14 protein-coding genes and 1 tRNA gene are annotated in these 14,937 nt (G+C 63.0%); 10 read left to right on the plus strand and 5 right to left on the minus strand.

Going from position 1 to position 14,937, the window contains the following annotated elements; genetic code table 11:
• The first annotated feature begins 47 nt into the window (after window positions 1-47).
• On the plus strand, window positions 48-794 hold the full coding sequence (locus tag ACZ5Y5_RS08525; RefSeq protein WP_464808220.1) for a FadR/GntR family transcriptional regulator: 747 nt from the start codon (window positions 48-50) through the stop codon (window positions 792-794).
• Between the two features lie 56 nt (window positions 795-850).
• Here the strand turns inward: ACZ5Y5_RS08525 and ACZ5Y5_RS08530 are convergent, their stop codons facing one another.
• A complete protein-coding gene (locus tag ACZ5Y5_RS08530; protein WP_464808221.1) occupies window positions 851-3,508 on the minus strand; it encodes a GAF domain-containing protein in 2,658 nt (885 codons plus the stop codon).
• A 168-nt stretch (window positions 3,509-3,676) separates the two neighbouring features.
• On the opposite strand from ACZ5Y5_RS08530, the gene ACZ5Y5_RS08535 reads away from it, so the two are divergent.
• Together ACZ5Y5_RS08535 and ACZ5Y5_RS08540 are read left to right on the plus strand one after the other, a co-directional pair.
• The gene (locus tag ACZ5Y5_RS08535) at window positions 3,677-4,396 is read left to right on the plus strand and encodes a protein-L-isoaspartate(D-aspartate) O-methyltransferase (protein ID WP_464808222.1); all 720 of its coding nucleotides are present in this window, start codon (window positions 3,677-3,679) and stop codon (window positions 4,394-4,396) included.
• 273 nt (window positions 4,397-4,669) lie between these two features.
• On the plus strand, window positions 4,670-5,659 hold the full coding sequence (locus ACZ5Y5_RS08540; protein WP_464808223.1) for a LacI family DNA-binding transcriptional regulator: 990 nt from the start codon (window positions 4,670-4,672) through the stop codon (window positions 5,657-5,659).
• Here ACZ5Y5_RS08540 and ACZ5Y5_RS08545 read toward each other — a convergent pair.
• Complete coding sequence (locus ACZ5Y5_RS08545; RefSeq protein ID WP_464808224.1) at window positions 5,656-6,513, minus strand: SMP-30/gluconolactonase/LRE family protein; 858 nt, start codon at window positions 6,511-6,513, stop codon at window positions 5,656-5,658. The two genes, ACZ5Y5_RS08540 and ACZ5Y5_RS08545, sit on opposite strands and share 4 nt — an antisense overlap.
• A 4-nt stretch (window positions 6,514-6,517) precedes the next feature.
• Window positions 6,518-7,612, minus strand: a complete 1,095-nt coding sequence (locus ACZ5Y5_RS08550) for an aldose epimerase family protein (protein ID WP_464808225.1) — start codon at window positions 7,610-7,612, stop codon at window positions 6,518-6,520.
• Window positions 7,613-7,776: 164 nt separating this feature from the next.
• Here ACZ5Y5_RS08550 and ACZ5Y5_RS08555 point away from each other — a divergent pair, with 164 nt between their 5' ends.
• Entirely contained in the window at window positions 7,777-9,081 is a 1,305-nt protein-coding gene (locus tag ACZ5Y5_RS08555) for a sugar MFS transporter (protein ID WP_464808226.1), read from the plus strand.
• Between the two features lie 67 nt (window positions 9,082-9,148).
• Here the strand turns inward: ACZ5Y5_RS08555 and ACZ5Y5_RS08560 are convergent, their stop codons facing one another.
• On the minus strand, window positions 9,149-10,042 hold the full coding sequence (locus ACZ5Y5_RS08560) for an N-formylglutamate amidohydrolase (RefSeq protein ID WP_464808227.1): 894 nt from the start codon (window positions 10,040-10,042) through the stop codon (window positions 9,149-9,151).
• Window positions 10,043-10,191: 149 nt separating this feature from the next.
• Here ACZ5Y5_RS08560 and cpdR point away from each other — a divergent pair, with 149 nt between their 5' ends.
• The gene (cpdR, locus tag ACZ5Y5_RS08565; protein WP_464808228.1) at window positions 10,192-10,569 is read left to right on the plus strand and encodes a cell cycle two-component system response regulator CpdR; all 378 of its coding nucleotides are present in this window, start codon (window positions 10,192-10,194) and stop codon (window positions 10,567-10,569) included.
• 5 nt (window positions 10,570-10,574) lie between these two features.
• Here the strand turns inward: cpdR and ACZ5Y5_RS08570 are convergent, their stop codons facing one another.
• The gene (locus ACZ5Y5_RS08570; RefSeq protein WP_464808229.1) at window positions 10,575-11,909 is read right to left on the minus strand and encodes a dicarboxylate/amino acid:cation symporter; all 1,335 of its coding nucleotides are present in this window, start codon (window positions 11,907-11,909) and stop codon (window positions 10,575-10,577) included.
• Between the two features lie 123 nt (window positions 11,910-12,032).
• Here ACZ5Y5_RS08570 and ACZ5Y5_RS08575 point away from each other — a divergent pair.
• The 5 genes from ACZ5Y5_RS08575 (at window position 12,033) to ACZ5Y5_RS08595 (ending at window position 14,799) form a co-directional block, all read left to right on the plus strand.
• Window positions 12,033-12,107 (plus strand) — tRNA-Val (locus ACZ5Y5_RS08575).
• 515 nt (window positions 12,108-12,622) lie between these two features.
• Window positions 12,623-13,660 (plus strand): tyrosine-type recombinase/integrase, encoded by a 1,038-nt coding sequence (locus ACZ5Y5_RS08580; RefSeq protein ID WP_464808230.1) that lies wholly within the window; start codon window positions 12,623-12,625, stop codon window positions 13,658-13,660.
• Window positions 13,661-13,797: 137 nt separating this feature from the next.
• Window positions 13,798-13,995, plus strand: a complete 198-nt coding sequence (locus ACZ5Y5_RS08585) for a type II toxin-antitoxin system VapB family antitoxin (RefSeq protein ID WP_082919612.1) — start codon at window positions 13,798-13,800, stop codon at window positions 13,993-13,995.
• Window positions 13,992-14,363, plus strand: coding sequence for a type II toxin-antitoxin system VapC family toxin (locus tag ACZ5Y5_RS08590; protein WP_464808231.1), 372 nt, complete (start codon window positions 13,992-13,994; stop codon window positions 14,361-14,363). The genes ACZ5Y5_RS08585 and ACZ5Y5_RS08590 overlap by 4 nt, the downstream gene beginning before the upstream one ends.
• An 88-nt stretch (window positions 14,364-14,451) precedes the next feature.
• The gene (locus ACZ5Y5_RS08595) at window positions 14,452-14,799 is read left to right on the plus strand and encodes a hypothetical protein (RefSeq protein ID WP_464808232.1); all 348 of its coding nucleotides are present in this window, start codon (window positions 14,452-14,454) and stop codon (window positions 14,797-14,799) included.
• The last annotated feature ends 138 nt before the right edge of the window (window positions 14,800-14,937 follow it).

The following is a 14,937-nucleotide window of genomic DNA, read 5'->3' on the forward strand; positions in this document are numbered from 1 at the left end:
CGGCATTGCCGTACGGCTGCGTTCGATGACCAACTAGGGAGCGCGCGTTGGGTAGCGAAGGCAAGCATTCGGCTGAACGCATGTTCGGACATGAGGAAGGCACGCTTCGCATCCACCAGGCGATCGCCCGCCAACTGGGCACTGCGATCGTCGCAGGGGTCCATAAACCCGGCGACCTGTTCGAAGGCGAAATCGAGGCGGCCGAGCGGCTGGGCGTGTCCCGCACCGCCTATCGCGAGGCCGTGCGCATCCTGATCGCCAAAGGCATGCTGGAAAGCCGCCCCAAGGCGGGCACCCGCGTGCTGCCGCGCAGCCGCTGGAATGTGCTGGACCCAGAAATGCTGGCCTGGATGTTTGCGGGGGAGCCCGATCCTGCCTTCGTGCGCGACCTGTTCGAACTGCGCGGGCTGATCGAACCTGCGGCGGCGGAACTGGCAGCGCGGCGGCGGACCGAGGCCCAGCTGGCAACAATGGAGCAAGCGCTCGCCGCGATGGGCCAGCATGGGTTGGCGACAGAGGAAGGGCGCGCGGCGGATCAGCTATTCCACCACGCGATACTGGCCGCGACGCAGAATGACGCGCTGGCCGCGCTGGCAAGCTCCGTGGGCGCGGCGGTCAGCTGGACAACCACCTTCAAGCAGCGGAAGACAGCACCGCCGCGCAATCCGCTGCCCGATCATCGCGCGGTGTTCGAGGCTATTGCCGCCCGCGACACGGCGGCGGCGCGCTCCGCCATGGCCGAATTGTTGCGGCTGGCGCTGGCGGACATGGATATCGCGCTCAACGAACCTTGAGACTGTCGGCCTGAGGACTGGCACGGCCTAACAATTTCGGGATGACGAAGTCGGGCTCAGTCGCGGTCCAGTATGTCACGCAGGCGGCTGGCCAGGTCTTGCGAGGTGAAGGGCTTAGGCAGCAGCGCAATGCCAGGGTCGAGCTTTCCGTCGCGCAGGAAGCCGTCGCGGGTATAGCCGCTGGTGTAGAGAATCTTGAGCTGCGGCTGTAGCGCACGGGCGCGTTCGCTCAGTTCCTTGCCTGACATTCCCGGCATCACGACGTCGGTGAAGAGCAGGTCGATCGGCTGGCCATCCGCCTCGATCAGGCGCAGCGCGGCATGACCGTCCGCCGCCTCCAGCGCCTGATAGCCCATGTCCCGCAATATCTCGACCGAATAGGCGCGGACGGCGTCATCATCCTCGACCACCAAGATGGTTTCTCCCGAGGCCGACAACTTGTGGGCCGTGCCCCTCTCCTCCTGCACCCGCTCCGCATCGCCGGTGAAGCGCGGCAGGTAGATTTTGACGGTGGTCCCCAGCCCTTGTTCGGACAGAACCTCCACATGACCGCCCGATTGCTTGACGAAGCCATAGACCTGGCTGAGGCCAAGCCCTGTACCACGCCCGATTTCCTTCGTGGTGAAGAAGGGTTCGAAGATGCGGGACAGGACGGGCGGAGCCATGCCCGTGCCGGTATCGCTGACCGCGACCATGACATAGTTGCCGGGCGCGACATCGCCGCAGGCAGCAGCGTAGCCACTGTCGAGATGGGCGTTACCGGTTTCGATCGTCAGCGTGCCGCCGTCCGGCATCGCATCCCGCGCATTGACGGCGAGGTTGAGCAGAGCGCTTTCGATCTGGTTTGGATCGGCTTCGACAGGCCAGAGATGCGGCCCGCCGACCGTCTTGAGCTGAATGAGTTCACCCAAGGCCCGCTTCAGCAGATCGGACAGCCCCTCGACCACGCGGTCGAGATGCAGCGGCTTGGGCGACAGCGGCTGGCGGCGCGAAAAGGCGAGCAGGCGCTGCGTCAGCGCGGCCGCACGTTCCGCCCCCTGCCTGGCATTGGCGATCGCGCGCATCGCCTTGTCCGGATCGCCGCCATTGGAAAGGCCGCGCTCGGCCAGTTCGATATTGCCGTTGATGACGGTCAGCAGATTGTTGAAGTCGTGGGCGATCCCGCCGGTCAGCTGTCCCACCGCCTCCATCTTCTGCGCCTGACGCAGCTGTTCCTCGACCGCACGCTTTTCGGTGAGATCACGCGTTACCTTGGCGAAACCGATCAACCGGCCCTGATCATCATGGATGGCATCGACAATGATGCTGGCCCAGAATTGCGTGCCGTCCTTGCGCACACGCCACCCTTCCGCTTCGAACCGGCCGGTGCCGGTGGCGACCTCCAGCGTGCGGGCGGGCAGGCCCGCTTCCCGGTCGGGTTCGGTGTAGAAGCAGGAGAAATGCCGGCCGACAATCTCATGCGCGGAATAGCCCTTGATCCGTTCCGCCCCGGCATTCCAGTTGGTGATCGTGCCGTTCGCATCGAGCATGCACATCGCATAGTCGGTTACGCCCTGGACCAGCAGCCCGAAGCGCCGCTCGCTCTGTTCCAGCTCGCGAAAGGCGGCGCGGATCTGTTCCGTGCGCTGCTCGATGCGCTGTTCCAGCGTAGCGTTGAGCTGGCGCAGCTCCCCCTCCGCCACGGTGCGGGCCGCGATTTCACGCTGCGCCTTGTGGTGTAGGCGCGCATTGTCGATGGCGATGGCGGCGTGCCCCGCCACGCCCGCCATGATCTTTTCATGTTCGGGGGTGAAGCGGCCCGGCAGATGATGACCGAAGAAGAGGCCGCCCTGCACTTCGCCGCTATGCGATACGACCGGAACGGCAAGATAGCTGACGACGGGCAGATGACCGGGCGGCATGCCTTTGTGCGGAGCGTTGCGGCCGTAGCGGGAGTCCTGCCGGATATCGTCCGATCGCACGATCCCCTCCCCCGAGAAAGTGGTGGCGAAGACGGCGGTGTTGCGCGGCATCGGGAAGTTGGCGAACGCCTGGCGCGGGGCGCCGGAAAGGCTGTAGAGCATGTAGCTCTCACCATGCTGATCGACCAGATTGTAGAAAAAGGCGCCAAATTCCGCGCCGGTCAGTTCAACGGCGGCGTCGGTTATCGTCTGCACGATGACGTCGAGATTCTGTTCCGCCGCCACGGCCGCGCCCATGCGGTTGACGATTTCGAACGAGGTTTGCAGCGATACGTTGCGTACGGCCGCACCCACCAGGCGAGCCAGCTGGCCCAACATTTCGATAGATAGCTGATCAGGCGCATCCGTCTCTGCCCAATAGGCGCCGATGGCCATCGGCTTTGATCCCGTATCGACCGGCATCATCACCATGCTGCGGACGAAGGTGGCGCTGTAAAGATGATAGGGTACGCGAGGATCAGTGGAGATGTCCCGGATGATGGCCGGTTCGCCATGGATCATCACCCAGCCCGACACACAGGATGAGCGTGGAAAGCGCTGGCCCGCCCAAAGAGGTTCGATGGCGTCTTCGGCGACATAGAAGCACTCGTCCCCTTCGCCCAGAACCACCGTGATTCCCTGCGCCCCGGCAATGGTGCGCGCAGCCGTCCGCACGACCTCTACGACATCGCCGAGCGATCGCGCATTCGCCAGCCGCTCAGCAGCTGCGAATAGCGGCGTCCATCGCAGGGACGCCTCATGGGTCGGCAGCATCATGTCCAATACGGCGACCTCAGGAAAAAAGCTGTGTCCGTCATCATAACGCTTTGTTTTTGAACAGCCAACCGTCCGATTGGGGGGAAGATGGTGAATGGCCCGCCAACTCTTTGCGGGCGTAAGGGCCATTGATGAAGGTCAACGCGCCAGGCGCGGCGAAGGGCTATGGTGGCGGCGGACGGTGCGGCCGAGTCGCGCCTTTCCGATCACATGACCGGAGGCAGCATGGCGGACATGGAGCGCCTGCGCCAGATGATGGTGGAGCGGCAAATCGCCCGCCGCGGCGTTGGTGGGCCACGGTTGCTGGCTGCCATGGGCCAAGTGCCGCGCGAGAATTTCGTTCCCGAGGAGCTGCGCGATCTGGCCTATGAGGACAGGCCGCTGCCCGTCGAGGGAGGCCAGACGATATCGCAGCCCTATATCGTCGCCCGGATGATCGAGGCCGCGGCAGTCGGCCCGCGGGACCGGGTGCTGGAGATCGGCGTGGGTTCCGGCTATGCCGCCGCGATCATGAGCCGCCTTGCCGCGCATGTCTTTGCGATCGATCGGCTTGGTGAACTGGCGGCCCTGGCGCGCGTACGTATGGAACGGCTGGGCTATGACAATGTGTCGATCCGCACCGGCGACGGTACGGAAGGATGGCCGGAGCAAGCGCCTTTCGACGCCATATTGGTTGCGGCAGGAGGCCCTGCCGTACCCCCTCCGTTGCGCGAGCAATTAAGGATCGGTGGGCGACTGGTGATTCCGGTCGGCGAAGCGGGCGAGCAGCAGCTCATCCGTATGACTCGGACTGGCGAGGACGCGTTCGAGACGCAGGCGCTGGAGGCAGTGCGCTTCGTGCCGCTGATCGGCGCACATGGCTGGAAAGATAGAGAGGCGCGGTGAAAGCGCATCCCGGACGGCGGCGTCCTTGTGCAGTTAGTCCGCAACCGTCCGGGATGACGTCATTGCCATTCGGTGAATGACAACGCTGTCTCGGGCTTTTAGAGAGTTGAGCTGATCAATCAAGCTCTTTTTTGATGCAGAATGATTGGTTGCAAATTTCATCCCGATAGCGGCGGGGAATGCTTGTTTTCTGCCGCTTTTCCATGCCAAGGCGATCGCATGAAAGCCTATCGCCCATCATGAGACGCGAACTTCATGCGCGGCAGGACATCCATGCCAAGCATCCATGACGTAGCGGCGCTCGCCCGCGTCTCGATCAAGACCGTTTCGCGGGTGGTGAACAAGGCCCCCAATGTCAGTGCGGAGCTGCGCGAGCGGGTGATAGCGGCGATCAGCCAGCTCGACTATCGCCCCAATCAATCCGCGCGGCGGCTGGCGGGTGGCCGGTCGTTCATGATCGCCTTCCTCTACAACAACCCGGTGGCGAGCTATATCAGCGGCATCCAGGCGGGCGCGGTGAACCGTTGCCGGGAACTGGGCTACCATCTGGTCGTCGAACTGATCCCGCTGGAGGGTGAGGCGCGGTTTGAAATTCTGGAAGGGCTTGTGGCCGCGCTCCGTCCGGACGGGGTGTTCCTGGCCCCGCCGCTGTCGGACGATCCGGCGGTGCTGCAGTGGTTGGCCGAGCGGAAGCTGCCCTGCGCGCTGATCGCGGGGTCGGTGAGCGCGCAGGGCCTCAACATCCCCACGCCCGAACGCGCCGCCGGCAGGATGGTGGCCGATCATCTGATCGCGCTGGGTCATCGCCGCATCGGCATTATCACCCCGCCGCCCAGCCATGGCGCGGCGGCATGCCGGGTCGACGGATTTCGGGACGGGCTGGCGGCGGCGGGTCTGCCTTGTGAGGAGAGCCTGTTCGTCGAGGGCGGGTTCGATTATGCGTCCGGCATCGCGGCAGGCGAGCAATTGCTGAGCCTGGCCGAGCCGCCGACCGCGATCTTCGCGACCAATGACGACATGGCGCTTGGCCTGCTGGCGCTGGCGCGGCGGCGCGGGCTGCATGTGCCGCAGGATCTGTCGGTTGTCGGGTTCGACGATACGCCAGCCAGCCTGACCGCCTGGCCTCCGCTCACCACCGTGCGCCAGCCGCTTGCCGAAATGGGGGCGGCGGTGATCGATTCGCTGATTAATGGCCCAGCCGAAACGCCCGCCTTCCGCTTCGAGTTGGTGCAGCGCGACAGTTCCGCGCCGCCCACCTCCTAGCCTGCGAAGAGCGGCGTGGGCAGGCCCTTCACGCCCGCTTCCACCTCAAACAATGCGCCGTCATATTCGCTTTCGGGGAGGCCCACGGCCGCCGAGCTGACGAACATGCGGTCAAGACCTGCTCCGGCAAAGCAGATGTTCGTGACCTGCCGCGCGGGCAAGGGAATGGCGCGGTCGAGCTTTCCTTCGGGCGTAAAACGGCTGACGCGCCCGCCGCCCCAATGCGCGATCCACAGATGGCCGTCCGCATCAGCAGTCATGCCGTCGGGATAGCCATCCTCTTCGTCGAAGCGGATGAAGACTTGCCGGTCGGCCAGGCCGCCGCCCTCCGCGCGTGCGAAGCGATAGACGGTGCGCCGGGCCGTATCCGAATGGTAGAGCCAGCGACCGCAGGGGGAGAAGGCCGGGCCGTTGGGCACGCGATAGCCGCCGTCCATCTGGATCCAGCGCCCGTCCGGATCGAGCCGGTAGAGGGCGCCCGCATCGGCCTCTTCAGCCATATCCATCGTGCCGCACCAGATGCGCCCTTCGGCGTCAGCCTTCCCGTCATTCATCCGGTTGCCGGGCAAGTGCGGCTCAGGATCGCCGATCGGCTCGATCGTCAGCGGATCGAGCGACAGACGGGCGAAACCGCTCTGCAGCCCGGCGACGAAGCCGCCGCCCTGCCGCTCTGCAACCCAGCCGATCGGCTCCGGCATCGCCCAGCGGGAGATGCTGCCGTCGGTAAGCGACAGGCGGTTGAGCGCGGGCGCGAGTATGTCCGTCCAATAGACCGCGTTCTCGCGCGCGGACCATAGGGTGCCTTCGCCCAGCGTGTCGCGGATATCGCGCTTGATCAATTGCCACTGCGTCATCGGATCAGCGCCTCACCGACAGGCGGTAGATCATGACATGGCGGTAGGGCTTGCCGGGATCGACCCGGGTGGAGGGGAAGTTTGGATGGTTGGGCGAGTCTGGGAATTTCTGCGGCTCAAGCGCGAAGCCGTCGCCCATGCGATAGAGATGACCATTTTTGCCCATGAAAGTGCCGTCCAGAAAGTTGCCGGAATAGAATTGCAGCCCCGGCTCGGTGCTGAGCACGTCGAGGACGCGGCCCGATACGGGGTCCTCCAGCCGGGCGGCCAGCTCAGGGGTTTTGGTCGTTCCCTTGTCCAACACCCAATTATGGTCATAGCCGCGCCCGGCCCTGATCTGCGGGTCGGCGCCGTTACGGACGGCATCGTCCACGCGGCGGGGCGTACGAAAGTCGAAAGGAGTTCCTGCGACCGGCCTGATCTCACCCGTGGGGATGAGCCCGGCATCCACGGGCGTATAAGCCTTTGCCGGAATCATCAGCAAATGGCCAAGCGCCCCGCCCGGCGCGCCCTCCCCTGCCAAGTTGAAGACGGCGTGGTTGGTCAGGTTGACGATGGTAGGCTTGCTCGCCTCCGCCTCGAAACTGATGGTCAGTGCGCCGCTTTCATCCAGGGCGTAGCTGATCCGGGTCTCGAGCCGGCCGGGATAGCCCGCCTCTCCATCGGGGCTGCTGTAGGAGAGGACCAATTCGGGCCGGGGGCCGCTGCTCAGGGAGACGACCTTCCAGACCTGCTTGTCGAACCCTTTCCCGCCGCCGTGCAGCGTGTTGCCCTTGTCGTTGAGCGGCAGCTGATAGCTCTGTCCGTCGAGTGTGAACTTGCCGCCCGCGATCCGGTTGGCGTAGCGGCCGACGGTGACGCCGAAATAATCGGGACGCGCCAGATAGCCGGCCAGATCGTCATAGCCCAACAGAACGTCCGCCTGCTTGCCGTCGCGGTCGGGGCCGCTCAGCGATTGCAAGGTCGCGCCATAGGTGAGTATCCTGGCGGAAACGCCATGCCCGTTGGACAGGGTGATCGCTTCGACCGGTGTGCCATCGGGAAGCTGGCCCGCGGGCGCGCGGCTCGCTTCAGCGGCTGATGCTGATGTGCTTGCCATCAGGAGCGCGAGATAATAGGACGAATATGTTCGAAAAGCATGGCTGATCCAGGCCCTCTGCATGCAATCCCCCCTGCCGCCGAGATATTGACGCCCGACCATGAGCTATATACTCGGACAAATTCAAACAGCACAAGCCTGTCAGCGCCTGTTGGAGAAGATGAATGCCAGCACCACCCTCATCATCCGCCACTCTGACGGCTGAGCATCACCCAGCCACCCGATATGGGCCGGCGCTGACGTTGCTGGCCAGCCTCTTCTTCATGTGGGGCTTCATCACGGTCATCAACAATACGCTGCTGCCCCATCTGCGTAGCGTATTCGACCTGAACTATACCCAGACGACGCTTATCGAGTCCGTTTGGTTCATTGCCTATTTCGTGGCGTCGATCCCGTCGGCCAAGCTGATCGAGCGGGTGGGTTATCAAAAGTCGCTGGTGACCGGCCTGCTGATCATGGCGGCGGGCGCGCTGGGCATGATGCTGGCGGCGAGCCTGCCTTCCTATGGCGTGACATTGGCCATGCTGTTCGTCATCGCGAGCGGCATCACCCTGCTGCAGGTCGCGGCCAATCCCTATGTCGCTGTGGTCGGCAAGCCGGAGACGGCGTCTTCCCGCCTGAACCTGGTGCAGGCGATGAACTCGGCGGGCACGATGCTGGCCCCGCTGTTCGGCGCCTATTTGATCCTGGGCCGGTCGAAGAGCGGCACGGCGGCTGCTGGGACCGTGCTGACCGAGGCAGAGCGGATCGCCGACGCGCAGTCGGTCATTCTGCCCTATGGCCTGGTCGCGCTGGTGTTGGTGGTGCTGGCGATCGTCATCGCCCGCTTCCCGCTGCCCGCTATGGGCGCATCGACGGCAAGGCTGGCGAAGGAAGAGCGCAAGAAACATTCGCTGTGGTCGCACCGCAACCTGGTGTTGGGCATTCCGGCGATCTTCATCTACCTGATCGCCGAGATCGGCGTCGCCAACCTCTTCGTCAACTTCGTCAGCCAGCCCAACATCGCGAACCTGACCCATGAGCAGGCAGGCCGCTACCTCACCTTCCTGTGGGGCGGCATGATGGTTGGCCGCTTCGTCGGATCGGCGATCATGCAGAAGGTGGACGCGGGCAAGGTGCTGGCCGCCTTCGCGACGGGCGCCTTCATCGTCATGGTGGTCACCATCCTGTCCGACGGACCGGTCGCCATGTGGTCGCTGATCCTTGTCGGGCTGTGCCATTCGATCATGTTCCCCACCATCTTCACCCTCGGCATCCGTGGCCTGGGCCCGCTGACCGAGGAGGGATCGGGCCTGCTGATCATGGCGATCGCGGGCGGATCGCTGGTCGTGGTCCAAGGATGGCTGGCCGACAATTACGGCCTGCAGAATTCCTTCCTGCTGACGGCGGTCTGCGAACTCTACATCCTCTTCTATGCGCTGTGGGGTTCGCGCCCCACACACGCCCTGCCGGACCAGCATCTGGAGTAAGGGGCTGACACAGGCTTGAGGAACATGAAGGCCGGGGCAGACCGCTCCGGCCTTTTCATATGTGCGGCTATTCGGCGGCGAGCGGGTAGGCAGCGCGCGGACTTTCCGCCGCGAGGGCGTCGATCAAAGAACTGATGATCGCCTGAAGCCGCGGCAGACCGGGACCCGGCCGGTCTAGCGCCGCGTCGAGATAGAGGCTGCGGTCCACTTCCACCTGCAGCGCGTAGAGATCGTGCGCGGGCTTACCATGCCGTTCGATCATATGGTCGCCCGCATAGGGATGGTTCTGCGCCACCGTCAGCCCGTGGCCGGTCAGCACATCCGACGCCAGCGTCATCAGACGAGTCGATGCAGCCCGGCCGAAGCGGTCGCCCAGCACTACCTGCGGGGCCGCCTGCCCCGCCGCTGCGGGCGGAAGCGGCGGCATGGAGTGCAGGTCTATCAACACGGCATGGCCATGCGCTTCCCTCGCCGCCCGCATCATGCGGCTGAGGCTCGCATGATAGGGACGGTGGATGAGATCGATCCGGCGGCGCACCTCGTCCCAGCCGATCGGCCGTTGCCATAATTCATAAGCCCCAGGCAGACGCCGGGGGATAAGGCCCAAGCCGCCACGCAACTTGGCGCTGCCCTGTAGCGGCAGGTCGCGGGGCAGGCCCGTCACCATCGCCGGATCAATCTCCCGCTCATGGCGATTGAGGTCGATCATCGCACGCGGCGCCCGTGCCACCAGCACCGGATAGCCACGTTCGATGAGGGGATGAGCGAGCAGGTCCGCCCAGCGATCCTCCAGCCGCCGCAGCACGTCCGGCGCGACTCTGGCCCCTTCCAGCAGCGAGGGTTCATAATCGCGCCCGGCATGGGGCACGGAAATGACGACCGGAGCGATCGGCCGTTCCGGGCCGTAAAGGTCGTGCGATGTGGTGGATTCGGCCGGAGCGCGCGGTGCGGAATAGCTCAAATCATCTCCTTCCGCAGGACGCGCCCAAAAATGGTTACTCGGCTGGATATATTCTGATGTTGTCGCATATAATGGCATACAGCGCCACCCGGGAGGGGTGCCGCACAAGATCGGCCGTGACCGGCCAGAGACGAGACTGACTCAAAGCCATGGTTCGAATTCTGCTGGCCGAGGATGATGACAGCATGCGCACCTATCTGGCCCGCGCCTTGGAGCGGTCGGGTTATGAGGTGGTGGCTGTGGCGACCGGCGCGCAGGCCGTGCCCTATATCGACGGCGAGCCATTCGACCTGTTGCTGACCGACATCGTCATGCCGGAAATGGATGGGATCGAACTGGCGCAGCACGCCGCGACTGTCGCGCCCGACATGCGGATCATGTTCATCACCGGCTTTGCCGCCGTGACGCTGAAGGCGGGGAAAGCGGTGCCGCAGGCCAAGGTGCTTTCCAAGCCCTTCCATCTGCGCGACCTGGTGCTGGAGATCGACCGCATCTTTGGCAGCACCAGCATGACGGGCCTCAACTGACGCGGTCAGCTGGCGACGACTTCTTCCATATCGGGAGTCGTAGGTAGCGGCATGCCAGCCATAGCGGCCGCGAATCGCTCCCTGTCCAGGCCCTTCTCCCAGGCTGACACGACGACCGTCGCGACCGCATTGCCGATGAAGTTGGTGAGGCTGCGGCATTCGCTCATGAAACGATCGACCCCCAGGATCAGCGTCATGCCGGCGACTGGGACCGAGGGCACGATCGACAATGTCGCAGCCAGGGTGATGAAACCCGCGCCCGTCACGCCTGCCGCGCCCTTGCTCGACAGCATCGCCACCAGCAGCAGCAGGAGCTGATCACCGATGCTGAGATCGACATTGGTCGCCTGAGCTATGAACAGCGCCGCCAGGGTCATGTAGATGTTGGTGCCGTCCAGATTGAAGCTGTAGCCGGTGGGAACGACCAAGCCGACCACGGACTTGCGGCACCCTGCCCTCTCCATCTTCTCTATGAGGCTCGGCAGCGCCGCTTCCGAAGACGAGGTGCCGAGCACCAGCAACAGTTCCGCCTTCAGATAGCGGATGAGGTGCAGGATGTTGAAGCCCGCAAATCTGGCGACGATGCCAAGCACGACCAGGACGAACAGCAAGGACGTCAAATAGAAGGTGGCCACCAGCCCGGCGAGATTCGCGAGCGCACCAACGCCATATTTGCCAATGGTGAAGGCCATGGCGCCCAGCGCCCCGACAGGCGCCGCCTTCATCAGGATGGACACGAGCTTGAAGATGGCGTGGCTTGCCGATTCCAGCACCCGCATCAGCGGATCAGCCTTCTCCCCGATCAGGGTCAGCGCGATGCCGAAAAGGATGGCGACGAACAGCACCTGAAGAATGTTGTGGCCGTCCGCGACAGCCGAGATCAGCGTGCCGGGAATGATGTCCATCAGAAAGCCGGTCAACGTGCGGTCATGCGCCTGCTGCTGATATTCAGCGATCTTGCCTGCGTCGAGGCTCGCGGGATCAATGTTGAGGCCAGCCCCCGGATGCACGACGTTGGCGACGATCAGTCCAACGATCAGCGCGAGCGTGGAGAAGGTCAGGAAATAAGCGAAAGCCTTTGCCGCGACCCGGCCGATCGCGCCCAGCTCCTTCATACCGGCGATGCCGGTCACGATGGTCAGGAAGATGACGGGCGCGATGATCATCTTCACCAGCTTGATAAACGCTTCGCCTAGCGGCTGAAGCGCGATGCCGGCCTGCGGGAAGAAATGACCGATTAGGACGCCGATGCCGATCGCCGCCAGCACCTGCACATAAAGCTGCCGGTAAAAGGGCAGGCGCACAGCCGTTACGCCCGTCGCATCGTCGATCTTTATCATGCTGTTGGCGCCCCCTTTGCACTGCAGCATATGAGCTGCACCAACGCTGTCCAGAGAATTAAGGGACAAGCGAATTTCCCGCTTGCACACCCCCCCGACCGCCGCTATTGGCGCAACTCCCGTGGGCGTGTAGCTCAGTGGTAGAGCACTGTGTTGACATCGCAGGGGTCGCAAGTTCAATCCTTGCCACGCCCACCATCGAAAACCCCGTCAAATCAATGATTTGGCGGGGTTTTTGTTTGCCCGGAGGAGGCCGGTGGCCGAACCCGGCCTTCGGCCCTTTCGGCAAATTTTGGGCAAATCACCCCCCTCTTTTGGCAATTTCTGGGCATGCGAATGCCGGGCGATCGCAGCAACTTCCCGAGTCGCGGACACCATCGAAACCACCTGTGGGTGTGTCAGCCGATGTCTCTTCGCGGCTGCCCACCCAGACCGATATGGCAGCGTCGCCCCGGCCAGGCCTGGTCCGGTGGAGCGCCCTTAAAGATGGTCTGTGCGCCGACCCGCAGCGGCCAGCCTCAAGGGCTCGGGCGCCACCTGAAGCGATGATCATTGCCTCCAGGCTCGCGACATTCCGCCTTGGCCCAGCATCCAGCCTCCGGCGAAAGGGTCCGCGGAATGCGAGCAATCTTCATCAGACATGGCTCGCCGCTCGTCCCGCATGCGGAGAGATCCGCCGGCGGAGGCGGCGAACAAAATTAAAGGAAACCAAGATGCTATCCATCCGTACCCGTGGGAAGCACGGCATCTATTACATCCGGGGCTCAGTCGGACTGGGCAAGAAGAAGATCATCGTCAAGGAATTCAGCACAGGAACGAGCGACCCCGACGCCGCAGCCCATCTGATGGCTGAGCATGAGACGAAGCTGCGTCACCAGCTGATGTTCGGTCCGGCCGCTCTCGTCGCGCAGGGAACCATCGCTCAGGCCTTCGACAGCTACCTGACAAAGGCAAAGCCCCCATGTGCGTCCGACGTCCTGCGCATCGGGAAGCTCAATGGCCTCATCGGCGACTTTACCTTAAGCGAACCCAAGCAGGCGTGGGAGCATTTTCGCCGCGCCTATCTCACCGGGCATGACCCGGCGGGCCAGGACCGCTATCGCTCAGTGTTCCAGGCGGCAATCAATGTCTATCATGAGTTGCATGATCTCCCGCCGCTGCGGATAAAAGCCATCCCGTTCAACAATGAGCGAGTGCGCTTTCTCAGCAAGGAAGACCGCGACCGGCTGATCGCAGCCTATTCGCCTCACATCCAGCCGATCATCACCATGCTTGCCTTCCATGGTCCGCGCATCCAGACCGCATTGCAGTTGCAGTGGGGCGTCGAGGGCGTCGATATGCAAGAGGGATCGATCCGGCTCAATCACACAAAGAACGCGATCATTCGGTCCGTACCGATGCATCCTCGCGTGATGGATGTGCTGCGCCCGCTTTGGGAGAAACAGGGGCGGCCCACAAAGGAGCATGTTTTCCTCAACCGGTTCGGTAAACCTTATTCCGACACCCGCAAGGCGAAGATCCCCGGTGGCAACCCGATCAAGAACCAGCATGCCACCGCCTGCCAGCGCGCGGGGATCGAGGATTTCACCGTCCATGACTGGCGCCATCACTGGGCGTCTCACTGCGTCATGGCGGGCATCGACCTCATCACCATCATGAACATGGGCGGCTGGAAATCGCTGCGGATGGTTCAGCGCTATTCCAGCGTCAGCGTGGATCACATGCGCGATTCCATCAACAAGCTGAGCTGAGCCAGATCTTTTGGACCTGGGGCAGACCACATGGTCTGCTCCTTTCCTATCGTGAGGAGATGAGCAGCTTATAAAACCAAATACACTGGAACTGTCATCATATGATGCTATATTCCGTGCAGCAGAAGGACGAGGTTATGCGAACTACCCTGGCATTGGATGACGAGCTCATTGCGAAGGCTCAGTCGTTCACCGGCTTGACCGAAAAATCAGCGCTTGTTCGTGAAGCGCTTAAAGCTCTCATAGAACGGGAGAGCGCCGCACGCCTCTCCCGTCTTGGCGGCACTGAGCCTCATAGTGAAGCCGCTCCGCGCCGACGTCCCGATCCTGCATGATCCTGGTGGATACTTCAGTCTGGATCGATCATTTTCGTCATGATGATCCAGCCCTTGGCCGATCACTCGACCAGCGGCAGGTTCTTTCCCATCCCTTCGTTATTGGGGAGTTGGCGCTGGGCAGCCTTGGGCAAAGAGATCTCATCCTCGAAGCGCTACGCGGATTGCCGTCAGCTCTGGTCGCGCACGATGACGAGGTTCATGCCTTCATTGACCGCCACAGGCTGTTCGGCCTGGGGATCGGCTACATCGATGCACATCTGCTGGCAGCAACGTGTCTAACGCCCGACGCCTGCTTCTGGACACGTGATAAGCGCTTGAGGGCTGCTGCCTCGCAGCTCAGCGTGGATGCGAATCTGGATCAGTAGCCGGTGCCTGCCCATTTCGCATCTCCCCGCACCACCTGTTTGCGGACGGCAACGAGACGATGCAGCAGTGGTGCGCGAAACATTTCCTATGTTCGACGGAAGCCATTTACCGACACGGATGCCGAGTTGGTGGTGGCTTTTGTCGCACTCGCCGGTGGCGAACTGTCAGAAAAAGAAATGGCTGACTGGTTTCGCCAGCAAACCCCTTGAGCTTCAACAGGTATCGAGATCGGTTCACAATGGGCGGCTACCGCGCAGCTTCCGCTTCTCGGATGATGTTGGCGGACGCAGCAGATTACCATCCACAAACATGATGTCCACAGGCAAGCTGGAGTCGGGCCTGCTCCAAATCGTGGCGATGTCGAGCATCCTCTTCGGCCGACTGCTTTCTTCCGCGCGCCGTTTCGAGCTTCCATCTCTTCTGCGCATAACATGAAGTATTTTCTCAAACACATCGCAGAAGATAGGGCTCAGAAGATCCCACCTAACCGCCGGGCATGGCGTGATCCAAACGTGATATATCGCGGCCAATCTTAAGCAGACGCCCTGCGCTCCGATACCCCCGATTTGGGCC

The sequence above is a fragment of the Sphingobium sp. TomTYG65 genome, from assembly GCF_055395525.1.